This is a genomic window from Amycolatopsis sp. NPDC104775, from assembly GCF_055583325.1.
In genome coordinates, this window is the sequence record NZ_JBVJOE010000001.1 from 765,750 (window position 1) to 789,794 (window position 24,045).

A 24,045-nucleotide genomic window follows, 5' to 3' on the forward strand; every position below is an offset into this window, starting at 1 on the left:
TCACCCGCTCGGGCCAACTCGGCGGTCCGGCGGGACGGCGCCGCCCGGCTCAGCCCGCGTCGAGCCGCCGTTTCATCCGGCGCAGGAACGCGATCCGGTCGGTTTCCACGCGGACCGCGGTGCGGTCCGGGTAGATGTCGAACACGCCGGTCATCCCGGTTTCGGCGAGCCGGCGGCCCGCCGCGTCCGAGGGGTGCGCGAGCAGCCGCAGCACCACGCCCTCGGCGGCCGCGCGGTCCTGCGCGGCCCGCAGGACGTGCACGCCCGCGTCGCTCAGCTCGGTCAGCCCGGTCAGGTCCAGCACCAGCGCCATCGGGCGTTTGGCCAGCGCGAACGTCACCGCCCGCACCACCACCAGCGCGGTGCCGGCGTCGAGTTCCCCCGCCAGCAGCAGCGTGAGCACGTCGAGGTCGTCGTAGCGGTACGACGACTTCAGCCGTGCCGATCCCTGTGAGCCGGCTTCCATCCGCGTGCAGCACTCCCTGTCCAGAGGCGGGGCCCGTCGCGCCCGCTCGTCCACCCGACACCATTCTGGACCTGGGGGCACGGTGACCGCGCTCACAGTCCGCCTCGCCGCGGCGGCGAACGGGGGCTGCTCCGCTTGTCCTACGCCGAAAGTCGGGAACTGAGTCAGCCCGACCTTCGGCGGGTTCCGTCATTTACCGACATTCACGACTGTGGGTCAGTACCTGACCGCTACTCCCCGTACCCACCGGAGTTGATCACCAGTGCGTATCGCGCGTACCGCCGCAGTCCTGTCCGGCCTGGCCTTCGCCGCCGTCGCCGCGGCTTCCCCGGCCGTCGCCGCTCCCGCCCAGCCCGCCATCATCGACGGCAGCACCGCCGACTCCCTGCACGCCGCCGCCCGGATGTTCGCCGGCGGCCAGGAACTCTGCTCCGCCACGATCATCGCGCCCGACTGGATCCTCACCGCCCGGCACTGCACGCAGGGCGCCGGCGGCAAGCAGATCACCTTCCACGTCGGCAGCCTCGACCAGACCCAGGGCACCGAGGTCTCCGCGACGTCGGTGCACGACTCCCCCGACGCCGACATCTCGCTGGTCCAGATCGACCAGAAGGTGCAGACCGAGTACGCGCCGCTCGGCACCGCGGGCGACGTCAACGTCGGCGACACCGCGCAGGTCTACGGCTGGGGCGCGACCTGCACCGACCAGCCGGAGATCAATTGCCAGTCGCAGGTGCTGAAGGTGGCGAACGTCCAGGTCACCTCGGTCGACTGCCCGGACGGCGCGGCCGGCGTCTCGGTGTGCGCCAACCGCGGCGACGGCATCACCGCCGGCGGCGACTCCGGCGGCCCGATGTACGCCAACGGCAAGCAGGTCGGCGTCGCCTCCACCAGCGACCGCCAGTCCTACACCGCCTACATCAACATCACCCAGTACCGCGACTGGATCCAGTCGGTCGCGGGCGTCTGATCTGCAGCGGCCCGGGCCCGGACGGATCCCCGGGTCCGGGCCGCTGTTTCACCCCTCCCCTCTTCCCTCCCCGTTCCTGGCCCGCGCGAGCACCTCCTCGAGGCGCAGCGGGCTCGCCGGGTGGTGGCTCAGGCACAGCGGCGTCGACACCCGCCGGAACCCGAACGCCTCGCCGGACACGTAGAACTGGGCCCGTTCCAGCTGCGAGATGTCCGCCACCGGGCTGCCTTTCGCCCGCGCCATCTCGTTCGCCGCGGCGATCTGCGCCGGGCTGTTGAGCCGCCCGAAGAACTGCGTCGTCGCGTTGCCGGCGATCTGGTTGTGCAGGCCCTTCGGCGCCTGGGTCGCGAACAGCAGGCCCAGGCCGTACTTCCGGGCCTGCGCGGCGAGCACGATCGTGCTGCGCGTGCTCGCGGTGAGCGAGCCGGACGCCGCGAGCGTCTGCGCCTCGTCCATCACGAACAGCGCGCCGAGCGGCCGGTCCCCCGCCGGGTTCCGCTTGATCCACGCGAACAGTTCCATCTGCAGCTGGTTCACGAAACTCCGCCGCTGCGCCTCCGAGGGCAGCCCGGCGAAGCTGATCACCGAAATCCGCGCCCGCTTGCCGGTTTTCGGAGTCAGCAGCACCGCCGGATCCAACGGGGTCCCGGCCCCGGCGAACAGCGGATCGTTCACCATCGCGGCCTTGAGCAGCTCCGCGACCTCGGCCGCGATCTTCCGGCCGCCGTTGAGATTCGTGACGCCCTCGGGAAGATCCTCGAGAACGCCGATCAGCTCCGGCAGGCTCCGCGACCCGCTGCGGGCGTAGTGCACGATCGTCTGCCGCAGCACAGCCAGGCCGATGTCCGCCTTCGCGGTGCTGCCGGTCAGCCGGGCCTGCGGCGCGAGCGCGGCCACCGCCACCTCGACCGCCGCGGAAAACTCGTCCTCGTCGTCGAGCACCCCGGAGAAATCCGGCAACGGCTCGAACCCGAGCGGGCGCCCGGTCGCGCGTCCCGGCGTCCAGACGACGACGTCGGTTCCTTCGAGATAACGTTCGGCGAGCTCGGCGTCCTGCGGCCCCCAGCCGTCCGGCGGACTCGGCCACGCGTCGCCGAGGCGGGCGAGGTCGTTGTTGGGATCGAGCACGATGGACGACACGCCGAGCAGCGCGCATTCCTCGACGATCCGGCGCAGGAGCACGGTTTTCCCCGACCCGGACCCGGCGAAGACGGCCGCGTGCTTGCGGAGGGCGGAGAGTTCTATCCGGACGGGTTCGCCGGAACCGGTTTCGATGCCGAGGGTGAGGGTGTCCTCCTCGGGCGGGGGGTGGGTTCCGTCGGAACGGGGGGCTTGGGCGGCTCCGGTGCGGTGCGAACGCGGGGCTGCGGGGGCTGGTTCGGTGAAGAGGGACGGTTGGGCTGGGGTCGCTGGCCCGTGGACCGGGCGCGGTTGCGCGGTGCTGCCGGGGCGTGGTGCGGGATCGGGCCGCGGCGGGGTGTCCGGCAGGACTACGGAGAGCAGCTGGGAACGGCGAGCCGGGCGGCGGTCGATGAGCCACTCGTGGACGTCCGGGCCGCCCTTGACGAACATCTCGTCCAGCGCCCAGAACGTGCGGACGTCCGCTTCGGACATCTTGAGCCGCTTCCCTCCCGCGGCTTCGAAGGCCCGGAGTTCGGCTTGGGTTTTTTCTCCTTTGGACCAGGATGAGTTCCGGATCAGCACCAGATGCCGGTTCTCCGCGCCGGGCCGCAGCCCCGCCGCCGACCGTGCCTTGCGGAACCGGCTGAGCACGGCGATCGGATTCTTCGCCGAGATCGCGCGGAAGGCCCAGTGCTCTTCGAGGTCCGAGGCCTCGTCGAGGGTATGGGTGAGCCACGCGTGCAGCTCGTCCTCGCTGACGCGGGTGTCCCACTCCATCTCGTCGTCGCCGACCTCGGTGATCCAGCCGCGCAGTGCGGCCGACAGCAATCGGGGCATCACCTCGTCCTCGACCTTGTAGTCGAGCAGCGCCGACGGATCCGCCGCGGCCCGGAGCTGGTCAAACCAGTCGTCCAGTTCGGCGAAGCGATCGGGTTTCGGCTCCGCGCGCGCGGGCAGCACCTCGGCCGCGTCGGGATTGAACGTGGTCAGTTCCTGCACTCGTTCCGCGCGCACGCAGGCGTCGATGTGCGCGCCGATCCGCCGCAGCAGTTCCCGCGGCGTGTAGGTCTCCCACGGACCGTCGAAAGCCGACGCGGCGACCGGCCAGGTCGGGTGCGGCGGCGTGAAATCCATTGCCGCGTAAGCAACCCCCAGACGCCGCTCGACCAGTTTCCGGCCGATCTCAGCGTCCAGCACCCGGCCGAGCGTCAGCGATTCACGGAACCGGTCGCCGACGGAATCGGTGGCCTTTTCCTTGATCTGCATCCAGGTCGGCGGCAAGCAGGCGAGGACGGTCACCGTCCTCCGGGTGATCTCGCGCAACTCCATCAGCCCATCGGCGATCTGGGCGACGAGCAGGCCGTTGTCCTCCCGGCGGCCGACGTCTTTCGTCTGCAATTCGGAAACGGCCACCAGCGGGTCGAGCTGGTCGACCCCGATGGCGAGCGGCCCGGTGAGCGCGAGCAGCCGCGTGATGTCGTGTACCTGGTCCCGCGCGGACTTCGGCTTCGCCCGGATGCCCCACTTGCGCCGCACACCGGACTTCGATTCGTCGAAGCGGCCGAGATACTCGTCCCCGATCTCGTTCTGAGTCAGTTCTTCGGCGGCGTACAGCACCAGCGCGCGAGCGGTGTCCGCGCATTCGACCGCGACCTGCCTGTCCAGTTTCCGCAGGCCCATCAGGAACGCGTCGACGTGCGCCCGGCTCACTCCACGCCCGCTGACCAGCGCCGAAGTGCTTTCCCACGGCACGTCGCCGCGCTCGCACACCCGGCGCACGAAGCTGCGCACCTGGGGCTCGCCCGAATCGTCCAAGCGAGACAACCCTCGTCGCAACCCGTCGGCGGTGTCCTCCCAGAACGCGTCGCCAGCGGTGAGGTCGTCAAGGAAGAAGTAGCCGCCCGCCCGATGGACCGCCCGCCGGACCAAGCCGAGCAGATGCGTCTTGCCCGCGCCCTTCATCCCCTGCATGACCAATCCGATCGGGCTCGGCCCGTCGCTCGCCGCGGCGTCGCGGACGCCGATGTCGATCGCTGCCGTCATGTCGGGGTGCAGCCCGTCGACGTGGTACGGAGAATCCCGCCACACGTGATCAGGCGTGTCAGCCCAGTCGAATCGCAAGGTCGCCAGCACCGCGAGATGTTCGATCATGACGCCTCGATGGAGAGCAGATGGTTGTCCTCACCGCCAATGCGCACGGCCGCTTCCTTGTCCTCGGCGGTGAGAGCCTTGCGGTTCGACTCGGGCACCAGATGCGCCTGTCCGGTACGGCTCAGCTCCTTGAGCACCGCGTCGACCTCGGTGACGGCCGCGCCGCCCAGCAGCGGCCGGAGATCCGCCAGGCCGACCCAGTCGCGGGGCGAACGGGCGAGTTTCCGGTACGCGGTGCGGATCAATTCCTCCAGATTCGCCGCCTGCGGCGCGTTCCCGTCCGCACCGCCGAAAACATCCTTGAGCGGAACATTGTGCAACCGCAGGTACTCGACAAACCCGTGCAGCGCCAGGTAAGCCACCACAGTCAACGTGCTCCGCACCGGCTGCGGCGGGGTCAGCGCGGCCAGTTCCTCCTCGCACCAGTCCCAGCCAGCCCCGGTGAGCTGGTGCACGAACGCTCGCCCGGATTTTTTGCTGCTGACGTACCGTTCGTTGAGCTTGACCCGGTCCCTCCCGTCGAGCGCGAAGCCCGCCGCGCGGCGCAGCTCCGGGTTCGACATCTCCCGGCCGTGCACCATCAGCGCGATCATCGCCGCGGACTGCTTGTGGCTCAGTCGTTCGTGCATCCGCCGTCCTTCCTCGGGGCATCCCGGACGCGGGCGCGGCCGGGGTGTTCTGGGGTCGTGCGGGGGCTAGCCGGTCACCCGCACGTCGAGCACTTGCCGGGCCCAGGCGAGGGACTTCTGGACTCGTTGCGGCGGCGGCACCGCGCCGTCGTCGTCGCGGCGTGGGCGAAGCAGCACGGCCAGGTCCGCGCCGAGGTCCTGCGCCCGCGCGCTGTCCCCGGCGCCGACCGCGGCCGGGATTTCGCCGGCGAGATCGTCGACGAGGTCCCACAGTCCTGGGCGCAGCCGGGCGTGCACTGCTTGGCGCAGCAGGGAAACCAGGTCGGCCTGGCCGGTGTCGACCAGGGTCCGGCCGGCGCCGATTTCGTCGGCGAGGCTGCGCGCGACCTTCGCCGGTCCGGTCGCCGGGCCTAGGCGCAGGTACCGGACGCTGCCGAGATAGCCGGACAGGTCGCGCGGGTCGGTGCCTTCGGTGAGCACCAGGATGAGCTTGCGGTCGTGGCCCAGCGTGCGGTGCAGGAACAGCTCCGCCTCCGCGGATTGCCACCTGCTCGCCTTGCCGTCGATCACCAGGCACAGGTGCTGGGCTTCGGCTTCCGCGCGGCCGAGCCGCGCCCGGTCGCCGGACAGCGATTTCCCGACCTGGATCCCGAGTTTTTCCAGTTCTTCCGCGACCGCCCGGGACACCGTCAGGTTCGAACGCGGCATGCTCACCTGGATGTCGTAGGCGAAATCCTTCTTCTGCGGGCGCACCGCGGCCACGTACGCGTCGCGGTTCTCTTCCAGCAATTCGGTGCGGTCAAAGGAATGCGCGATCACCGCGGCGACCGTTTCGAGCGCGAAGCCGACCTGGTCCGCGCCGGGGCTTTCCTCGTGCAGCACCGGGAGCTGCTCGCCGAAGGTCCAGTACGAAACGTACGGCAGGGTGAGGTGCCGGGCCATCACTTCCGGCGGCACGTCTTGGTCCAGCCAGGGCTCGAACAAGCTTTTGGTTTCCTCGACGCAGAACTTCCGCCACTTCTCGGAGCGGTCGTATTCCTCGCGCGTGTCGAAGCGCGAGAGCACGGGCAGCACCGGCAGCTGCGGCCGGTCGTAGGGCAGGGCGTTCCGGGCGACGTTGGCCCGCTTCGCGATTTCGACCGCGCCGCGCACGCTCTGCCGGTTCGCGGTGTAGAGGACGACCAGCCGGTCCGGCAGGTGCGCCGCGCAGATGCCGCCGACGTCGGAGATCCCGGTGCGGCTGTCGAGAAGCACGTAATCGTAGTCCGCGGTCCAGTGCGCCCGGCACTTTTCGAGATACGCGCCGAACCGGTCGTCGTAGAGGCTTTCCCAGTCGATTCCCTGCACCTGCGCGGGATAGTCGAGGCTGTCGCGGCCGGCGGCGAGGAAATCGAGCGTGCCGGGAGAGTTGTCGCCCGCGGCCAGCCGCAGGACGTGCCGGTCCGGCTCGACGGTGCCGGCCCGGAAGTCGGCCACCAGATCCACCACGCCGCCCTCGGGTTCGCGGTCCAGCATCGGGCGGAAGTAGTCGCTCAGGCCGGGCGCTTCGAGGTCCCAGTCGACGCACAGCACGCGATGGCCCCAGCGCGCCAGCAGCACGGCGATGTTGGCCAGCGCGAAACTGCGGCCGACGCCGCCCTTGAACGAATAGAACGTGATCACGGTGCCGGTCATCGGTCAGAACTTCGGGACGCGCGCGGTCGGCGGGTCGTCCGGCAGCGGGGTGAGCACGGGCCAGTCCGGCCGCCACGGAGGAGCCGCGCTGATCAATTCCTCCACCTCCTGCGCGATCACGTTCATCTTGTCGTGGAAACCGATGTACTTGGGCGAAACCTGGAAATGCTCGTACGGATGGTTCCAGTCGGTGAGGTTCTGCCACTTGCGCTGGTGCGCGAACGGCGGGAAATTCCTCGAATCGGCGTAGATCACCGGATAGATCAGCGTGGCCGGGCGGGAGCCGCCGGCGAGTTTCTCGCGGTGCGCCATCGACGCCCATTCGGCGAGGCACCACTCGTCGTAGAAGTACTGGCCGGACGCCACCGGGATGAGAATTCTGGTGCGCTGCAAGGCATTGCGCAGTTCTTCGGGCCAGCGGTCGCCTACCCGGACCGCACCGTCGAAGAACACCCGGACCTCGCGGTCGAGGTTGCTGTCGAGCAGTTCGCACAACCGGGGGTGGAAATGGTTGCGCACCCACCGGGCGATCGGATCGGCGGTCCGCAGATAACTGATGAAAACGTCGTAGTGGTACACCTGGGCAACGCTCCCCCGTCGATTTCCGCGTCCTGGCGATCCGACCTCGGACCACGACGATACCTTTCGCGCGGACGCCGACAAGGGACAGATTCTGGACACTTTGTGGCCGAAAGCCCGCTGCCGCCGCCCCGGCCCGGGACCGGACCCGAGACTGGACCGGTCGCTGCCGCCGGAATTCGAGGAGCCCGATGTCCGCCCCCGCCGCACCCCGGATCTTCATCAGCTACGCCCACGACACCGCCGCCGAGCATTATCAGCAGGTCGGGACCTTCGCCACTTTCCTGCGCGCCCGGATCGGGCTCGACGTCCGGCTCGACCAATGGGACGACACCTCCCGGCTCGACTGGTCGGCCTGGGCGATCCGGAACATCCGCGCCGCCGATTTCGTGCTGGTGGTCGCCTCGCCGGACTACCGCAGGCGCGCGGACGGCGAGGCTCCCTTCGACGAGGGCCGCGGTTCCCAGTTCGAGGCGCGGATCATGCGCGACGCGCTCACCCGCGACCTGGAGCGCGAGACCCGCCGCATCCTGCCGGTGGTGCTGCCCGGCGCTTCGGTCGAAGACATCCCGGCGTTTCTCACCCCGTATTCCACCACGCATTTCCGGATTCCGGCGTTCACCCAGGACGGCGTCGCCGGGCTCGTCTCCGCGATCACCGGACGCAGCCAGAACGAGCGGCCGGTGCGCGGGATCTGGCGCGGGACACCGGATTCCGCGCCCGGGCCGGTGCTGGCGACCGAACTGCCGTGGCGCGAGAAGAGCGCGGACATCGCCGCCGGCTCAGCGCGGATCGACGGGATCGGCTACGAGCACAGCGTCGTTTTCCGCACCGCCGGGCCGACATCCGGGGCATGGGCGTTCGCGGAAATCGACCTCGACGGCGCGTACGCGCATTTCACCGCGGTCGCCGGCGTGCTCGACGACGCCGAGGACGCGGCTTTCCAGACCGGGCTGTTCTGCGTCCGGCTCGACGGGGAGATCCGCCACCTCGACCATTCCGCTTTCGGCAGCCCGCGGCACACCGAACTCGACGTCACCGGCGTCCGGCGGCTGCGGCTGGAAATCCGCCGCCCTCCGGCGGGCCCGGCCGCCCGCGCGTCCCGTCCGGCCGCGCTGGCCTGGGGAAACCCGACTCTGCGCTGAACACCTGTTTCCTGCTTTCCAGGAAACAGGAAACGCCTTGTCCGCCCTCGTTCCCGGATCGCATTCTTGGTGCACGCCGCTCGTTCCGGGCGGTTCGCCGAGAATCACGGAAACCCGCACAACCGCGAAAGCGCGCGCTTTCCCGGCGGGGGTTTTCCGTGCCTGGATCCGGGAAGGAGGTGCGGGAAAATGCAGACGCACGGAATCGTTCTCATCCTCACGCTGCTGGGCCTGGTCTGACGAGGGAACGGCCGGATTCGCCGCGAGGGCGGATCCGGCCGCCCGGTCAGCCGCGAGCCCGCAAATGGTCGCGCAGCGCCCGCGCGACCCGTGCCATCAGGATCTCCGCTTCCGGCTGGATCGCCGCGGGCACCCGGGATTCGGTGAGCGCGGCGACCGCGAACGTCTGGCCGTCGGAATGCTCCACCACCCCGATCTCGTGCCGCAGATTCACCAAGGTCCCGGTTTTCGAGGACCACTTCGCGGAATCGGAAGCGAAATCCGGCGCCAAGCGCTGGCGCAGCAGGTTTTCGCCCATCAGCTCCCGGACCCGGGCGGACACGTCCGGGTCGATTTTCGACGGCGTCCACAACGCGGTCAGCAAATCGGTGAACGCGCGCGCCGAACCGGAACTCGCCCGCGAAACGTCCAGCTGCCGCACCGGATGTCCTTGCCCCTCGGTCACCGCGCCGATCGCCAGCGAGTGCGCGAGATGCACCTCGGCCGCGTCGAAGCGTTCCACCGGAGTGTCGGCCAGCTCGCTCAGCGAATGCCGCACCGAGATGCCGGAGATGCCCCACTCCCGCACTGTCCGCGTGACCTCCGCGGGCGGGGTGAGGGCGAGCAATTCGTCGGCCGCGGCGCTGTCGCTGATCGCGGAGGCCAGGTACATCAGGTCGGCCACCGACACCCGCGCCGGATACCGGAACCGGGACAGCCCGGTCGGCCCCGCGGTGTCGATGCGGCCGGGTTCGATGTCCACCTGCCGGGCTCCGTCGAGTTCGCCGCGCCGGATCCGGTCCTCGGTCACCGCCACGAGGGGGACCTTGACCAGCGAGGCGGTCGCGAACTCCAGGTCGGGTTCGATCCCGATCTCGCGGCCGGACCCGAGGTCGCGGACGAGGAACGAGCCCCGCAGCCCGCCTTCGTCGAGTTCGTCCCGCAGCCGCGCCAGCAGCGCCTCAGTGTTCACGGCGTCAGTCTGCCGCAACGCTCGCGCCGAGACAGCGCGCGATCGCCGCGCGCAGCGGCGTCCGCACCCGGTCGATGTCGTCGCCAAGCCCGGCCGCCACGTCGTACCCCCGCGCGAGCCGGACGCCGCCCGCCGGACGCCACGCCAGCCCCAGTTCCCGCGCCTGGTCCGCCGAGCAGAGCAGCAGATCCGCCGAGGAAAACACACTCGCCGCGGCCGTCGTCAGCGTCGCCGCGACCTCGACCTGCGCGGGCAGCAACCCGGCCGCGTCCCGCGCGCGGAACACCCGGTCGCGCACGTGCGGCACGTCGTCCTCCGGCTGCACCCACACCCGCCGCCGCGGCCCGGCCGACCGGCCCGCGCGCAGGGTTTCCAGGTACACCACGGCTTCGTCCGGCTCGGCCTCGCCGGCCAGCCCCAGCGGCACTGTCCACACCCCGTCCTCCGGCGGCACCGCGACGAGCGCGGCGCGCACCTCCTGCGTCCGCACCAATTCGGCCCGCTCGGCCGGCCCGGCGACGCGGAACTCCAGGAACATCCCCACCGTCCGCGCCTGCGCTTCGAGTTCGGCGAGATCGCGGGTGGTCGACGTGTCCGGGACCGCCAGCCGCAGCGGCCGGCGGCGCGCGCGCTGAGCGTCGTGCTCCATCGCCTCGGCGAGCCGGACGAGGCGTTGCGCGGACGGCAGCAGGTCCCGGCCGAACGGCGTGAGCCGCGCCCGCCGCGTGGAGCGGTCGAACAGCCGCTCCCCCAGATGCCGTTCGAGCGCGGCGATCCGGCGGCTCGCCACCGGCTGCGGGATCCGCGCGACCGCCGCGCCGCCGGTGAAACTCCCCGCCTCGGTCACGCTCACGAACGCCTTGCACCAGCCCACCAGGTCCACGACCAGAGCTTATGCCAGATTCGCATCAACTTCCGCAAAAGTGTCTTGGACCGCATGAACCACCCGGAGGCACGCTTCTGGGGACTTGATCGACTTCGGAGGGAGAACCTCGTGTTCCGCAGGCTGACCCTGGCCTCGTTCGCATTGGTCGCGCTAGCCTCGTGTGCCACACCAGCACCACCGGCCGCCCCGGCGAGTTCGGCGCAGTCCGCCTCGCCCGCGGCGGCCAAAGCCGTCGCCCAGCTGGATTTCGCCGCGCTGGAAAAGGCTTTCGACGCACATCTCGGCGTCTACGCGATCGACACCGGCGACGGCCGCGAGGTCGCCTATCACGCCGATGAGCGTTTTGCCTACGCTTCCACGCACAAGGTGTTCAACGCGGCAGCCATCCTGCACCGCGGGGACGATCTGAACCGGACGGTCACGATTCGGCAAAGCGATCTCGTGCCCAACTCCCCGATCACGGAAAAGCACATCGGGGAGCAAATGTCGTTACTGAGCGTCCTGGACGCTGCGCTGCGTTACAGCGACAACACGGCGGATAACCTCATGTTCCGCGAAATCGGCGGTCCCGCCGGGCTGGCTGCGGAGCTTCGCCGGCTGGGGGATACGGTCACCCACGTGGACCGCATCGAGCCCGCTCTCAACGAGACGAGCCCTGGTGACGTCCGGGACACGACCACCCCGCGAGCCTGGGCCAAGGACCTGCGCGCCGTCGCGCTCGACTCGGGGCTCCCGGCGGACAAACAGGCCGTGCTCACCAAGATCATGCGCGCCAACACCACCGGCGCGAACGTGATCCGCGCCGGCGTGCCCGCGGACTGGCAGGTCGCGGACAAGACCGGGACCGCCGATTACGCCACGCGCAACGACATCGCCGTGCTGTGGCCGCCGCACCGGGCGCCGATCGTGCTCGCAGTGCTGTCCCATCGCCCGGCCAAGGATGCGAAGACCGACGACAAACTGATCGCGCAGGCCGCCGCCGCGGTCGCGAAGGCGCTGCAGTGACGGGAATCTACCGAGTGGTCACCCACGTGCTCGCGGTGCTTTTCGTGCCGGTCGCGTGGGTGGTCGCGCGGGGCCGGGCGCGGCACGTCGCGTGCCAGTGGGCGCTCAGCGCCCGCTATCCGGCCGAAAACCTCGCCGGGCTCACGCCGGGGACGTACGCCGCGTTCACCGCAGCACGCACCGAAGCCCTGTGGCGGCACGGAATCCTGCTCGGCCTGACGTCCGGCCACCGCGACGCCGCGACGCAGGCCGGGTTGTTCGACGCCGAGGTGCAGCGCGCCGGTTCGGCCGAACTCGCCCTGCGCCTCACGCTCCCGCCCGCGCAATCGCAGCATGTGCGAGGCGTCGCGCTCGACGTGCGGCCTTACGAGGGCGCGCTGTGGCTGGAAGTCCACGGTGGACGGTTCGGCCTGTATCGCGTGTACGACAACGAATGGTGGCATTTCGAGTACCACCCGGACGGCCGTCCGCAACGGCTGCCGCATCCCGGCTGGGCCGCGACCCGCGCCGCCAGCTGACCCCTGGTCCGTCCACAGTGGACCAAGATCACGAATGCGTGACGGAATCGGGCAAGCCGTAACGAACCTCCGGGTCAGGCGATAACCGGATGAGCCCGGGGGTGTCCTGGGCCTGTCCCGAACGGAAAACTCATGATTCGCCCGGTCTCGAACCGTCTCCTGGTGCGCTGCGGCGCCCTCGCGGCAGCCGCCGCGCTCGCGTGCACCGCCTGCTCCGGCTCCGGTGGAAACGCCCAGCCGGCCCCTGCCGCCGCCGACCCGGCCGCCGCCTCGTCCGCGGCGCCGTCCGCCGCCCCGATCGACCCCGCGAAGGTCGGCGAAACCGTCAAGGCCGCGATGAAGAAGTCGACCGCGGTGCACGTCAAGGGCTCGAAGAGCGAAGACGGCAAGATGAAGGTCGACATGCAGTTCAACAAGGACAGCGTGAGCGGCTCGATCGAGAAGGACGGCGTCGAGGTCCCGGTGCGGCGCGTCGGCGACAAGGTCTGGATGCGGTTCAGCAAGTCGCTGACCAAGGAGGCGGGGCTGCCCGCCGAGGCCGCCGCGATGGTCAACGACAAGTGGGTGTCGCTCGACTCGCAGCTCGGCCAGGGCCTCGGCGAGGCGTTCAAGCTGTTCCTGGACTACGACGTCTTCGTCGGCTCCATGGGCGACGACGCCGACAAGCCCGGCTACTCCGCGGCCGAACCCGCCGACGTGGCGGGCACCCCGGCGCTGCGGTACAAGAACGGCGCCCGGACGATTTTCCTCGAAGCCGCCGGAACGCACCGCCTGCTGCGCCTCGAATCCCCGTCGGAGGGCACGATGGAGTTCAGCGGCTGGGACCAGCCCGTCCCGGCCCAGGCCCCGCCCGCCGCGGAGATCTACTCCGGCCCCGGCTCCTGATCGGACGGTCTCGGGGTCCCGCGCCGCTCGGGAGCGCGAGACCGCCTTCCGTCCACTGTGGATAGTCCATACGGAACGAATCCGCGACGGAAACGGCCGCGCCGCAACGGATCGCCGGGCCTGGCGACAAGCGGATGCGCCCGGGCCCGTCCCGAACGGAAAACGCATGATTCGCCCGGCCCGGAAACGTCTCCTCCTGAGCTGCGGCGCCCTCGCGGCCGTGCTCGCGTGTGCCTCCTGCTCCGGCTCCGCGGGAGCTCTCGCTCCGCCGCCGGTCAGCGCGGCCCCGAGCTCGCCGGTCAAGCCGTTCGACGCACCCCCCGACGCCGCGACAATCGGCGACACAGTCGCGGACTGGATGAAGATGTGGGTCGCGATCCATGTCAAGGGCGGCGACGGCCGGACGGCGAAGCTCGACCTGCAGATCAACCACGACAGCGCGGGCGGCTCGATCGAGTACGACGGAGTGTCGATGCCGCTGCTGCGCGTCGGCGACCAGGTTTGGATCAAGTTCAGCAAGGCGCTGGCCAAGGCGGCCCACCATGCGCTACGAGTCCCCGAAGCAGGGCACGCTGGACTTCAGCGGGAGCGGCCCCGAGCCGCTCAAGCCCCCGCCCGCCGCCGAGATCTACACCGGCCCCGGCTCCTGAAGTTCTGCCGTCCGGGCGATCAAGTGCGACACTGCCCGTGATGATCGGTTTGCTGTATCCCACTCGCGGCTGCGCCGAGGACGACTTCACCGCGCTGGCCGGATGCCTCGACGCCCGGCCGGGCGTGGAGTTCGCCTACGTGCCCTGGGCCCGGCGCACGGTCGACCGGGAGAACGTCCAGACCGCCGTGCGCGAGCTGAGCGAACCGGACCGGCTGGTCCGGACCGCGGCGACCTTCACGACGTCGCCGCGGGTGGTCAGCTGGGCGTGCACGAGCTGCAGTTTCATCGACGGCGTCGCCGTGGCCAAGACGCAGACTGAGGCTCTGTCGGACGCGCTGAGCGTCCCGGCGAGCAGCACGTCGCTGGCGTTCCTCGCCGCCGCGCACCGGCTCGGTTTGAAGCGGGTCGCGCTCGCCTCGGTGTACGCGTCGGAGATCACCGACGCGTTCGCGGCGTTCCTGGCCGAGGAAGACGTCTCTACCGTGCACGCCGTGTCGGCGGACGCCGGTTCCGACCGCGACTTGGCCGCCTGGGACAGCGACCGCATCCGCGAGCTGGTCGATTCCGCCGATTCCTCGGACGCCCAGGCCGTCCTGCTCCCGGAGACCGCCCTGCACACCGCGCCGCTGCTCGCCGAGCTCGAAAACCGCGCGGGCAAACCCGTCCTCACCGCGACGCAGGTGACCCTCTGGCACTGCCTCACCCTGCTCGGCCGCCCCGCCGCCGGGCCCGGTCTCGGCACCCTGCTCGCCCATCCGCATTGATTGTCCACTGTGGACAGATCAGGTCCCGGGCATAACCGCGGCCGATCGCGGGTAGTTCCCCGATCATGAGCAGCCATCTGATCGCCATCGCCGTCGACTGCCGGGACGCCGAAGCGCTCGCCGAATTCTGGCGGGAAGCGCTGGGCTATCCGCCTGCCGAACGGTGGCCGGACAGCCACGGACTCACCTACGTCGAACTGAAAGCGCCGGACCGTCCGTCGCTGCTGTTCCAGCCGGTGCCCGAGGGGAAGACCGTCAAGAACCGGCTGCACCTCGACATCGCGCCGGACACGGTGGAACAGCGCGACGAGGTGGCCCGTCTCGTCACCCTCGGCGCGAAAGTCGTGGACGATCCTGAAAACGACCACTGGATCGTGCTGAAAGACCCCGAGGGATAGCCTCACATGTGACACTGTTTAAATGGATTCAACAGAACCCTACGGAACAGGATATAGCAGCAGGTCACAGGGTTGCAGGTGGTGCGCATGAGCTACCTGAACCTCGTGAAGGAAGTCGCCGAGGACGTCATCCGGGCGTTCATCTACGTCCGGATCAGCAAGGACAAGGTGGGCGCGGGCCTCGGTGTTGAACGCCAGGAAGGCGACTGCCGCGAGCTGTCCGCGATGCTCTCGCGGCAGCTAGGCAAGACCGTGGTCGTGGTCGCGGTCTACGTGGACAACGACATGTCCGCGTATTCCGGCAAGCCACGCAAGAACTACCTCCGGATGCTCGCGGACCTCCGCGCTGGCCTGGCCGACCTGGTCCTGGCGTGGCACACGGACCGGCTCCACCGCTCGCCGATCGAGCTGGAGGAATACATCCAGGTCTGCGAACCCCGCGACATCGCTACCTACTGCGTGAAGGCCGGGCACCTGGACCTCACCACCCCGGCGGGCCGCCTGGTCGCTCGGAACCTCGGTGCCGCAGCACGGTACGAGGTCGAGCACATGTCCGAGCGCATCTGCGCACAGAAGATGACGGCGCTCAACAAGGGCGAGTGGATCGGCGGTGCCCGTCCGTTCGGCTACATGGGGCCGATCCGGGACGCCTACGGCAATGTGCTCAACCGCGAAGAGGTCGGCGTCAAGATCATCGAGCACGAGGCGGCCATGATCAAGGACGCCGTGCAGCGGGTGATCTCCGGTGAGAGCCTGTACGCGATCTGCAAGCGTTGGACCGCTTCGGGAGTGCCGACCCCGCGCGGATCGAAGCGCTGGCTCCCGGAGACGCTTAAGCGCATCCTCATCCGGCCGCGCAACGTCGGCTGGGTCGAGCACCGCGGTGTCGTGCTGGAAGGCGTTCGAGCCGGGTGGCCTCCGATCCTCAACGAGGACGAGTACCACGCCGTCCGCGCGATCCTGCTGGACAACGAGAACCGGACGACCTACCGGGGAAGCCGCTCGCTCAAATGGCTGGGCACGAACCTCTACCGCTGCGCCGTGTGCGACGACCTCATGCGGTCGGCCGGGGTCTCCTCGCAGGGTTCGGGTGGGGAGAAGCACGCGGCCTACCGATGCAAGCACGGTCTCCACTTGTCGGTGCGTGCCGCACCGATCGACGCGATCGTGAACGCCTATATCAGCGTCCGGCTCGCCAAGCATGGCGCGGACCTGATCTGGGTACCGAACGGCGGTGCCTCGGACCTGCGCACGAAGGCGAACGCGCTGCGGGCTCGAATCCATGAGCTGGAGGACATGTTGGGCGAGGGCGAGCTGACCCGTCCGGCATTCCTCCGGCAACGGGACAAGATCCTGACGAAGCTGGACACGGTTAACGCCGACCTGGCCTCCCGCGCCACCAGCTCGGTGTTGAGCGGTGTCGCGGACGCGCCGAACCCGGCAGAGGTGTTCATGAACCCGGACAAGACCCCGATCGAGCGCAAGCGGGCGATCGTAGACGCCCTGTGCACGGTCACGATCTTGAAGGGCAAGAAGGGGCGCAAGCCTCGACACCTGGAGGGCGACTACCGCGACCGGGTGGTCATCGACAAGAAGGAGGCAGCATGAGCGCGCCGGACACCTCCGGAAACGACCCGAAGGCGAACCTGATCGCTGAGCTGTTGTGCTCGTTCGACAAGTTCGAGGAAGAGCAGAGGCGTCGTCGGCGGGAAGTGGCCCGCCGTCGAGCCCGTGTCCGCTCCGAGGGCTCAGATACATCGTGCGCCCCAAAAGTGAGTAGGAACTCGGGGCCGGAACTTGAATAATCAACCACGGGTCAAACCGGCGAAAAAGGGCACCCCACGAGGGGCGTTCCGGTTCTGGCAACGGGGAGAGGCACGAGCATGACCCTGGAGGAGAAGGTGAAGGCGTCCGCCGAAGAGCTTCGGCTCTCGGGGCATCCCGAGGATGCGATGGGGCTTGAGCGGGCCATCGAGTACGTGAGCAAGGTGTGGGCGGACAGCCCCGCCGACGTCTTTCTTGCGGACGACCTCGGTGACCTGCTTGAGTGCCTGCAACGGATGCTGGCGATCCTCGGGCGTCACGTCACCGTGTGAACGGAAGGAAGCCCCCGGCGCGACGCGTGCGCCGGGGGCTTCCCGTTGTCGGCATCTTGGCACGAGCCCGCTTTCGGCGGGCTACGGGGTGGCTAGCCGCTGGTCGTCGCCGGATCTGGGGCCGGAACCCATTCGAGGCAGGTCGGCCGCTGCTTGGTGGCGACGTACTCGGTGACCGCCTGGTACACGAGGTCGATCGATATCTCGGAACCGGCCTGCTGGGGATAGTGGTGGCTCTCCCAGGTGAAGTAGTCCACGTCCGCTTCGTTCGCGCCACCATCCGGCAGATACTGCTGCTTCGGGTCGGACCAGGTCAGAACCCCCCGCTCACCGCGGACACCGGCAACCAGCCGACCGACCGGAGAGCTGCCCGCGTACAGCCACCACACGATCCCGGCGTCGGGGTTGGCGCGCTCGGCGTTGACCGCCTTCATCATCGCGATGAGGTCCGTGGCATCGGTGGTCACGGAGACGTCGTAAGCATCCTGTCGAACGATCTCTGGTGTGCTCATGCTTTCCCTCGGTAGGTCCGGGTGAACGGCTCACCCTCTTGCGTCGTCCCGTGCACCGTCAGCGTGTGCCCTTTTGGAAGGTACCGCTCCAGCGCCTCGTCACAACCGGGTGTCATCGGCCCGGTCCCCTGGCACGGCTGGTGGTTGATGACCAGCTCGCTGTCCGTCTTGCCTCGAATGATCATGTCCGTTGCGGCCTTCAACTCGACATGCGAGCTGAGGAACGTCGCGCTGTCCGGGTAAAAACCCGCGTTGATCAACCCCTCCCGAATCTGCGGTGAATATGTTCCGTCCCTTCCCGAGGTGAACGGGGTGAAGGAGCCGTCCGCGTAGCCGACGGTCCGCTGCCGTTCTCCCTTCCGGACTCGGCTGGGCAGCATGTCGGCGCACCACGCCGCCTGCTCGGGATACTTCGACCCGTCCGGGCCAGCAACAGTCGGTGCCGCTGGTTTCGCCTCCGGCTGGCCTCGTGAAGGTGCCGCCGAGCCAGGTGGTTCGACCTGGCCGGCGTGCCGTGCAGCGGTGGCTTTGATGGACTGCTGCACCTGCGCGAACGCTGCCCCGGCCCCCTGGATGGCTGCCAGCGCATCGCCGATCGCCCTACCGATGTCGTCGTCATGACCGACGAGCGTCTGGCTGTGGTTCCCGATCTGCTCGATTGCTGAGGCAATTTGGGACAGCGCGGCGACCGGCACCGCTCCAGCGAGATCGCGGAGCCGGTTGGCGTCGTCCTCGACCGTCATCCTTGCTGGTGGTAGGCGGCCTTCGACGTGATGGTCTGCTTGACCTGCTCCAGCGCAGCGCCCACGTTGTTGATCTGTTCGATCGCCTGGTTGATGACGCCCTGGATCTCCTGCGCTCCGCCCGTGTTGCCCAAGATCCCGACGACCTGCTGTTGAAGATTCGCCAGCTCGCCTTTCAGTGCTTCGTTCTGTCCTGCGGGTACCTGTTCGGCGAGCGCATTGAGCTGCTCAGCCTGCTCCTGGATGGTCATTCAGATTCCTCCGTGGTCGGTTTCCGTGCGGGGACGTCCTGGTCAGCCGGTGGGGTGAACAGGGGGTTCGGGAGCGATGAGCCGGTCGTTTTGCTGCGTATCGGCAATGGGGGCGGGACAGGCCGCGGTACTCGTTTCGGCAGGAGCGGTAAGCGCGGAAACACCTTGGTGTCTTCGTCCTCGGGCCACACCGGCTTGCTCCAGCACTTCCGGCAACGTCGTCGGTGTCGGTAAGGACGCACATAGGGGACGGCGGCGGGCGCGGGTACGCATGCCGCACCACACTCAGCCAGGCTGTATCGCTGTCCGGCGTTGACTTGCAGCCGACCGATGTTCCGTTTAACGACTTGGTGTTCGCGTTCCCGCCGAAACAACAGCAGCTCCCAGGCCCCCACCCAGGTCGTGCCCGTTCCGGCGGGCATGGTCATCTCAAATCACCGGGGAGGAGAAGGCCGCTCGATCGCCGAACCGCCAATGAAGGAGCGCGCGGGTCACCAGGCGGCGGAAGCTCCAGCAGCGCGGTAATCACTTCGGCGACAGTGCCTGCGACCTGCCACAGCGGGTCCGATGCTCGGCCTGCTCGCTGAACGTACTCTGTCGCGCGCCACCGGGCCGCCCGCGCGTCGTCCATCCCGCTGCACTGGATCACTTCGACCACGCCGTCGAACTGTCGCGAATAGAACAGCGCTGCGACACCAGGGAGCGGAAGCGGTTTGAAGCCAAGCAGAACGGCCCGCTGTAGCGCGTCGATGTGCGGCTTCTCCTCCGGTCGGATAGACGTCTGCGTCATCGTGAATTCCCGTCTGTGGGTGAGAAGGGTGGATGTGGCGATCCCGGCGGTCGGGGGGCAGAACTGCACCGGGACCGCCACGTCAGGTCCCGGCCTTGGTCGTCGGGCTTGTTCTGCCCGAACGCGGGATGGGAACAACCGAGGAACGGGAAGCTTGCGGAAAAGGAAGCCAGCGACGGCGATTGCGACGACGGCGGCCGAGCCGAGGACCGGTCATCCGAGCGTCGAAGGACGACAACGAGGCGCGAGCGCGAAGGAACATGGTGCACCGGACGCACTTGTTGGCCGCGCCAAGATTGGCAACGGCAGGCGCGACGTAAGAACCGCACACTGCCTCGAAGCCGGGTGCTCCTTCACGTGCGGCCAGCTCGGCTTCTTCGTCGGAGACGGCGTGCTCCAGGCCGTCCCGGCACCGTATCCACCTGACAAGAATTCGATCTATCTGCGCCCGCATCCGCTTTCTCCCAGTCCAAAGGACGGATGGCCCCCAAGAAATCGGGGTAACCGCCGGGGGACGGCCGTGGGGTGGCCATCCGTCCTCATCTACCCGACTGCTCCATCGGGGTGACCGACTCAGCCGGGCTGAGCAGGCGGTCAACATTCCGTAACGGGGGGTTGATCCGCCTGCACGAGGAGTGACCATATGCGGGGATCGGAGCGTCAAGTGACAAGAAAGTGACAACGGGTGCCAGCGGACCGGCTCGCCCTCTTGAGCGCACGTAACATCGGGTTTAGCACGCCCGCCGACCTGGAGGCAGGAAGCATGATCCAGCCAGAACAAAGCATCAGCGAGCGCCTGGTGGAAGAACGCGGACTCGCCGGCCTCACGCAGGTGCAGCTGGCCAGTCGGATGCAATATTCGCCCTCGATGGTGCGCAAGGTCGAACAGGGCAAGGCACCGGCCTCGCCCGGGTTCGTCGCGTCGGCCGCCCGCGCGCTGAATATCGGCGTCGCCGACCTGTTGGGGCAGCCGTACGAACGAACGACCCGCGAGGAGCAGCGGGTGCACGCCACTATTCCTCCGCTGCGGCGCGAACTCGCCGCGTACAGCATCGCGCCCGACGAGAACGACCGACCTCGCTCGATGGAAGCGCTGGCCGCACGCGTCGCGCAGGCGTCGAGCCATCGCCATGCCGTGAACCTGGATGCTCTCGGAGAAGAGCTACCGGGATTGCTATATGACCTGCGCGTCAAGCACTGGTCGACCGAAGGGGTCGAGAAGGAGCGCGCTTTCAGCCTGCTGGCTGAGGCGTACTACGCCGCCAGTCAGGCTGCCTACAAGCTCGGATACATCGATCTGTCGTCGCTGGCCGTCGACCGGTACGAGTGGGCGGCCGAGCGAAGCGGGGACGAGCTGGCAGTCCTCGTCGGCCACTACCAGCGCGCTGGAGAGATGCTGAGCGCAGCGGATTGGGACAGCGCGCTCCGACTGCTCGACCAGAGTCGTGCTCGGATCGAGCAGGACGTGCGGCGGGATCACAAGCCAACCATCGCGGTGTGGGGGAACCTTCATCTGAAATCTGGCTTGGCAGCCGCTCGCTCCGGAGACCTGACGACCGCGGACGCTCACTGGGCGGAAGCTCACGAGGCAGCCCAGCGCCTCGGCGGCGACCGTGACGACTACCGCCTCTGCTTCGGCCCAACCAACGTCGGCATCTGGTCGGTGGGCTTGGCAGTCGAAGCCCTCGACGGCACCGAAGCGGTGAAGCGTGCCTCGCGGCTCACCCTCCCCAGCAGCACGCAGCGCGAGCGGGCAGGACATCACTGGATCGATGTTTCACGAGGTTTTCTTCTCCACGGAGACAACGAGAAAGCGACGCAAAGCCTCTACCGCGCCAAGGAAATCTCCCCGCAGCAGACGCGCTACCACCCGATGGTCCACGAGACCATTCGCACGCTGGCCCGCGCTCGCCGAGCCGCAGATCCTGTTGCCCGCCTCGCCGCCTGGGCTGGCGTCAAGGGGGCATGACCTACCGCTTCTGACCTCTCACACGGCCCCGCCGATCCACGCGATCGGCGGGGCTTTTCTCGTCCGTCGTGTTCGGTGCCGGGGCAAACCTTCCGTCCTTACCGGTTGCTTACTCTTCGCACGGTGTGTTAAATCGGTTTCAACACGGTGATCACGCGCACACGAGAGGGATGGTCTGCATGACCGAGGCGTCCGGGATACCCCCGGAAGTTCGCGAGTACCTGGAGTCCGCGCCGGAAGCGTTCCTTCGCTGCCGACTGTTCCACCACAACTGGGACCTGACCCACCAGCTCGGGACGTACTTCATCCAGAACGAGGGCCAGCCGGACGAGGTTTGGCGGCAGGAGTTGCAGTGCGCCCGCTGCCACCTGCCCGGAGTGGACATCTGCGAGCCGTGGACGATGACCCGCATCGGCGCGCGCCGCATCTTGTACCCGGAGGTCGAGGGCTATCTGTCGCCGGTTCCCGTTGCGCGCGAGCACATCAGGCTGTTCCTCGCCGAGCAGTACATGAGCAAGCGGAAGCTCGGTAGACGGCGAGGGGTTCGGCACAACCGCAGCGCGGCACAAGCCGCCGCAGCTTAAGTGGAAGGAGGAAGCTGAGTGGCGAAGAAAGTCCTTCTGGTAGACGACTTCGATCACGATACGCCAGCCAGCGAGACCGTCCCGTTCGCGATCGACGGGGAAGCGTACTCGGTGGACCTCAGCTCGGAGCACGCCGCCGCACTGCGCGAAGCGATCGCACCGTTCCGCGATGTAGCAACGAAAATCGGCAAGTTCAAGCCGGAGCGCCGCGCGCCCAGCAGCAAGAAAAACGGCTCTGCGCTGGCGACGAAGACCATGCCCGCTGCCGCCGACTTGGCATCGATGTCCGACGGAAAGCCCTGGTACAAGTCGGATCGCAGCGCACCTCGCGACGTCGAGCTTGCTAAGAAGAAGTATCGAGAGTTGGCGAAGCAGTGGGGGCGCGAGCACGGATTCGAGGTCGGCAGCCGCGGAATCGTGGCGGAAGCGGTCTACGCGGGGTACGAAGCTTACCGCCGCGACAACGGGTTGCCGATCGGCCCGGCGGCCGTGGGGTTGGCGTGACCGTCTTTGGCTACCTCCGCGTGAACCCCCAGGCGATCGCGGGGACCGCCGACATGTTGAGTTGGTGGATGCGTTTCCTTGGCTGTTCGGAGGTCGTAGCCGACATTTGGCAAGGGCCACAGCGACCTCCTGGTCTAGATCGCCTCCTGGATCGTGTTCGACCGGGAGACGAGGTCCGCGTGGCGAAGCCGGAAGCGTTTGGCCCCACCCCATCCCACGTTCGTGAGGCAGCCAAACTGTTCCAGCGACGCGGCGTGTTGGTCGTGGTGATGAAGGAAACCATCCCTGCCTTCGAGACGTACCCCGATTCTGTCGACACATGCACGAACCAAAAGGCTTGCTGAACAAGAAAAAGCCCCGCCTGTCCACTCGGGACAGGCGGGGCTTTTGTTCCCCTGACGAGTGATCGCCGCGCAGGGAACTGTATCAACGAGGTTAGGCGGGTGGAGACTCAGGTGGCGACGCAGTAACCGGAACCAGTGGTGCGCCAGCATCGCTGCGCGGATCTGAAACCGGCGTGACGCGGGGCTCGGCCCGGCCGAGGACGTGCACCTGTGCCGCGAAGGATGTCACCGCAGTGATCAACGTGGCCAGCGCGGCCACGATGTTGTCAAGCAGCGTCGCCTGCGTGCTGTTCAACAGTCCGAACGAGACGGCAGCAGTGATGAACGTACCGAGCACGGTCTTCCAAGCCCCGCCACGGATTGCATCGAGAATCGGTCGCGGTCGAGTGCTGTAGTCAACCACCATTGTCACCGGAATCCGAGCTTCATCCAGGTCTGCGCCCCCACGATTCCGTCGCTGGTGATCCCGGAGCGCCGCTGGAACTCCTTCACCACAGATGTGGTCTTCGGTCCGAAAACCCCGTCTACGGCGAGCTTCGAGTAAGCCGGGTATGCGCGGTTAAGGAACGCCTGGAGGTCCCTGACGGGCTGCCCGGTCGAGCCCTCGCGCAGGGTCGGGCGGCCGGTCGACGGCGGCGTGGTGCTCCCACCACCACCGACAATTCCCCAGGAACCCCGATCGTCGTAGTGGCTGCGGGAGAACGATACGTGGACATGGCTGGTGTGTGGATTGCTCCCGGTGTACGCGTGCCAACCGGAGAAGTCGTTGTTCGTGATCCGGCGGTTCAGGATGACGTACCCGCCGTCGGTCAGCCGACGGTCGCCGCTACGCCCGCGCTGGCGCAGGTACTCGGCGAGCCATGCGGCGTCGATGCCGTCCACGTCGATGTCGATCGCGCGGACCACGCCGACTCCGGCCGCGTCCTTGACCCACGGGTTGTGGTCGCTGGATCGGCTCGCGTGCGCCGCATCGCCGATCGTGCCATCGCTCGCCTTGTCTCGTTGCGGCCAGCGGATGTTCACTTCGGTGCGCAGGTCTACTAGAGCGCTAGCGAGACGCCAAGCCAATCAGGCGTCACCTTCCTTGTCTTCTGCTCGGCCAACGTCCTCTGGTGCGTTCGCTTGCTCGCCGATCAACTCAGCGATGTACTCGTGGGACTCTTCGCCAGCACTGCTTGCCGGCGGTTCGTCGGTCGGTGATCCCAGTTCGGGCATC

Annotated in this window: 27 protein-coding genes; 13 read left to right on the forward strand and 14 right to left on the reverse strand. The window is 68.3% G+C overall.

Features of this window, described 5'->3' with window-relative positions:
• Positions 1–49: 49 nt before the first annotated feature.
• Positions 50–466 (reverse strand): STAS domain-containing protein, encoded by a 417-nt coding sequence (locus ACZ63D_RS03180; RefSeq protein ID WP_465352642.1) that lies wholly within the window; start codon positions 464–466, stop codon positions 50–52.
• Between the two features lie 262 nt (positions 467–728).
• On the opposite strand from ACZ63D_RS03180, the gene ACZ63D_RS03185 reads away from it, so the two are divergent.
• Positions 729–1,436, forward strand: coding sequence for a S1 family peptidase (locus ACZ63D_RS03185; protein ID WP_465352643.1), 708 nt, complete (start codon positions 729–731; stop codon positions 1,434–1,436).
• 48 nt (positions 1,437–1,484) lie between these two features.
• Here the strand turns inward: ACZ63D_RS03185 and ACZ63D_RS03190 are convergent, their stop codons facing one another.
• The 4 genes from ACZ63D_RS03190 to ACZ63D_RS03205 form a co-directional block, all read right to left on the reverse strand.
• Complete coding sequence (locus ACZ63D_RS03190; RefSeq protein ID WP_465352644.1) at positions 1,485–4,709, reverse strand: ATP-binding protein; 3,225 nt, start codon at positions 4,707–4,709, stop codon at positions 1,485–1,487.
• Entirely contained in the window at positions 4,706–5,338 is a 633-nt protein-coding gene (locus tag ACZ63D_RS03195) for a hypothetical protein (protein ID WP_465352645.1), read from the reverse strand. Before ACZ63D_RS03195 ends, ACZ63D_RS03190 begins: the two co-directional genes overlap by 4 nt.
• A 66-nt stretch (positions 5,339–5,404) precedes the next feature.
• Positions 5,405–7,012, reverse strand: coding sequence for a KGGVGR-motif variant AAA ATPase (locus ACZ63D_RS03200; RefSeq protein ID WP_465352646.1), 1,608 nt, complete (start codon positions 7,010–7,012; stop codon positions 5,405–5,407).
• Positions 7,013–7,015: 3 nt separating this feature from the next.
• The gene (locus ACZ63D_RS03205) at positions 7,016–7,591 is read right to left on the reverse strand and encodes a TIR domain-containing protein (protein WP_465352647.1); all 576 of its coding nucleotides are present in this window, start codon (positions 7,589–7,591) and stop codon (positions 7,016–7,018) included.
• Positions 7,592–7,782: 191 nt separating this feature from the next.
• Here ACZ63D_RS03205 and ACZ63D_RS03210 point away from each other — a divergent pair, with 191 nt between their 5' ends.
• Positions 7,783–8,736, forward strand: a complete 954-nt coding sequence (locus tag ACZ63D_RS03210; protein ID WP_465352648.1) for an SEFIR domain-containing protein — start codon at positions 7,783–7,785, stop codon at positions 8,734–8,736.
• 286 nt (positions 8,737–9,022) lie between these two features.
• Here ACZ63D_RS03210 and ACZ63D_RS03215 read toward each other — a convergent pair whose 3' ends face one another.
• Positions 9,023–9,928 (reverse strand): serine hydrolase, encoded by a 906-nt coding sequence (locus tag ACZ63D_RS03215; RefSeq protein ID WP_465352649.1) that lies wholly within the window; start codon positions 9,926–9,928, stop codon positions 9,023–9,025.
• A gap of 4 nt (positions 9,929–9,932) precedes the next feature.
• Positions 9,933–10,817, reverse strand: coding sequence for a LysR family transcriptional regulator (locus ACZ63D_RS03220; RefSeq protein ID WP_465353686.1), 885 nt, complete (start codon positions 10,815–10,817; stop codon positions 9,933–9,935).
• Between the two features lie 105 nt (positions 10,818–10,922).
• Between ACZ63D_RS03220 and bla the strand changes: the two genes are divergently transcribed.
• The 8 genes from bla (at position 10,923) to ACZ63D_RS03260 (ending at position 17,132) form a co-directional block, all read left to right on the forward strand.
• Positions 10,923–11,819: a class A beta-lactamase gene (bla, locus tag ACZ63D_RS03225; RefSeq protein ID WP_465352650.1), complete on the forward strand. Its 897-nt coding sequence runs from the start codon at positions 10,923–10,925 to the stop codon at positions 11,817–11,819.
• The gene (locus tag ACZ63D_RS03230) at positions 11,816–12,337 is read left to right on the forward strand and encodes a D-alanyl-D-alanine carboxypeptidase family protein (protein ID WP_465352651.1); all 522 of its coding nucleotides are present in this window, start codon (positions 11,816–11,818) and stop codon (positions 12,335–12,337) included. The genes bla and ACZ63D_RS03230 overlap by 4 nt, the downstream gene beginning before the upstream one ends.
• A gap of 132 nt (positions 12,338–12,469) precedes the next feature.
• On the forward strand, positions 12,470–13,222 hold the full coding sequence (locus ACZ63D_RS03235; RefSeq protein ID WP_465352652.1) for a hypothetical protein: 753 nt from the start codon (positions 12,470–12,472) through the stop codon (positions 13,220–13,222).
• A 166-nt stretch (positions 13,223–13,388) separates the two neighbouring features.
• On the forward strand, positions 13,389–13,913 hold the full coding sequence (locus ACZ63D_RS03240; protein ID WP_465352653.1) for a hypothetical protein: 525 nt from the start codon (positions 13,389–13,391) through the stop codon (positions 13,911–13,913).
• Complete coding sequence (locus ACZ63D_RS03245; protein ID WP_465352654.1) at positions 13,913–14,638, forward strand: maleate cis-trans isomerase family protein; 726 nt, start codon at positions 13,913–13,915, stop codon at positions 14,636–14,638. The genes ACZ63D_RS03240 and ACZ63D_RS03245 overlap by 1 nt, the downstream gene beginning before the upstream one ends.
• Before the next feature lie 65 nt (positions 14,639–14,703).
• Positions 14,704–15,036 carry a VOC family protein gene (locus ACZ63D_RS03250; RefSeq protein WP_465352655.1) on the forward strand — a complete coding sequence of 111 codons (333 nt, stop codon included), beginning with the start codon at positions 14,704–14,706 and terminating at the stop codon, positions 15,034–15,036.
• Between the two features lie 87 nt (positions 15,037–15,123).
• Positions 15,124–16,644, forward strand: a complete 1,521-nt coding sequence (locus ACZ63D_RS03255; RefSeq protein ID WP_465352656.1) for a recombinase family protein — start codon at positions 15,124–15,126, stop codon at positions 16,642–16,644.
• Positions 16,645–16,919: 275 nt separating this feature from the next.
• Positions 16,920–17,132, forward strand: coding sequence for a hypothetical protein (locus ACZ63D_RS03260; RefSeq protein WP_465352657.1), 213 nt, complete (start codon positions 16,920–16,922; stop codon positions 17,130–17,132).
• Positions 17,133–17,224: 92 nt separating this feature from the next.
• Here the strand turns inward: ACZ63D_RS03260 and ACZ63D_RS03265 are convergent, their stop codons facing one another.
• The 4 genes from ACZ63D_RS03265 to ACZ63D_RS03280 form a co-directional block, all read right to left on the reverse strand.
• Positions 17,225–17,644 carry an Imm1 family immunity protein gene (locus ACZ63D_RS03265; protein WP_465352658.1) on the reverse strand — a complete coding sequence of 140 codons (420 nt, stop codon included), beginning with the start codon at positions 17,642–17,644 and terminating at the stop codon, positions 17,225–17,227.
• Positions 17,641–18,387 carry a DddA-like double-stranded DNA deaminase toxin gene (locus ACZ63D_RS03270; RefSeq protein WP_465352659.1) on the reverse strand — a complete coding sequence of 249 codons (747 nt, stop codon included), beginning with the start codon at positions 18,385–18,387 and terminating at the stop codon, positions 17,641–17,643. Before ACZ63D_RS03270 ends, ACZ63D_RS03265 begins: the two co-directional genes overlap by 4 nt.
• On the reverse strand, positions 18,384–18,638 hold the full coding sequence (locus ACZ63D_RS03275) for a hypothetical protein (RefSeq protein ID WP_465352660.1): 255 nt from the start codon (positions 18,636–18,638) through the stop codon (positions 18,384–18,386). The genes ACZ63D_RS03270 and ACZ63D_RS03275 overlap by 4 nt, the downstream gene beginning before the upstream one ends.
• Positions 18,639–19,062: 424 nt before the next feature.
• Positions 19,063–19,428 carry a hypothetical protein gene (locus ACZ63D_RS03280; protein WP_465352661.1) on the reverse strand — a complete coding sequence of 122 codons (366 nt, stop codon included), beginning with the start codon at positions 19,426–19,428 and terminating at the stop codon, positions 19,063–19,065.
• A gap of 763 nt (positions 19,429–20,191) precedes the next feature.
• Between ACZ63D_RS03280 and ACZ63D_RS03285 the strand changes: the two genes are divergently transcribed.
• From ACZ63D_RS03285 to ACZ63D_RS03295, 3 genes are all read left to right on the forward strand, one after another.
• Complete coding sequence (locus ACZ63D_RS03285) at positions 20,192–21,397, forward strand: helix-turn-helix domain-containing protein (protein WP_465352662.1); 1,206 nt, start codon at positions 20,192–20,194, stop codon at positions 21,395–21,397.
• Positions 21,398–21,576: 179 nt separating this feature from the next.
• Positions 21,577–21,981, forward strand: coding sequence for a hypothetical protein (locus ACZ63D_RS03290; RefSeq protein ID WP_465352663.1), 405 nt, complete (start codon positions 21,577–21,579; stop codon positions 21,979–21,981).
• 18 nt (positions 21,982–21,999) lie between these two features.
• Entirely contained in the window at positions 22,000–22,485 is a 486-nt protein-coding gene (locus ACZ63D_RS03295) for a histone-like nucleoid-structuring protein Lsr2 (RefSeq protein ID WP_465352664.1), read from the forward strand.
• A 435-nt stretch (positions 22,486–22,920) separates the two neighbouring features.
• Here ACZ63D_RS03295 and ACZ63D_RS03300 read toward each other — a convergent pair whose 3' ends face one another.
• The 3 genes from ACZ63D_RS03300 to ACZ63D_RS03310 are packed head-to-tail and all read right to left on the reverse strand — an operon-like array spanning position 22,921 to position 24,044.
• Entirely contained in the window at positions 22,921–23,232 is a 312-nt protein-coding gene (locus ACZ63D_RS03300) for a hypothetical protein (protein WP_465352665.1), read from the reverse strand.
• 5 nt (positions 23,233–23,237) lie between these two features.
• Complete coding sequence (locus ACZ63D_RS03305; protein WP_465352666.1) at positions 23,238–23,897, reverse strand: peptidoglycan-binding domain-containing protein; 660 nt, start codon at positions 23,895–23,897, stop codon at positions 23,238–23,240.
• On the reverse strand, positions 23,898–24,044 hold the full coding sequence (locus ACZ63D_RS03310) for a hypothetical protein (protein WP_465352667.1): 147 nt from the start codon (positions 24,042–24,044) through the stop codon (positions 23,898–23,900).
• Position 24,045: the final 1 nt, after the last annotated feature.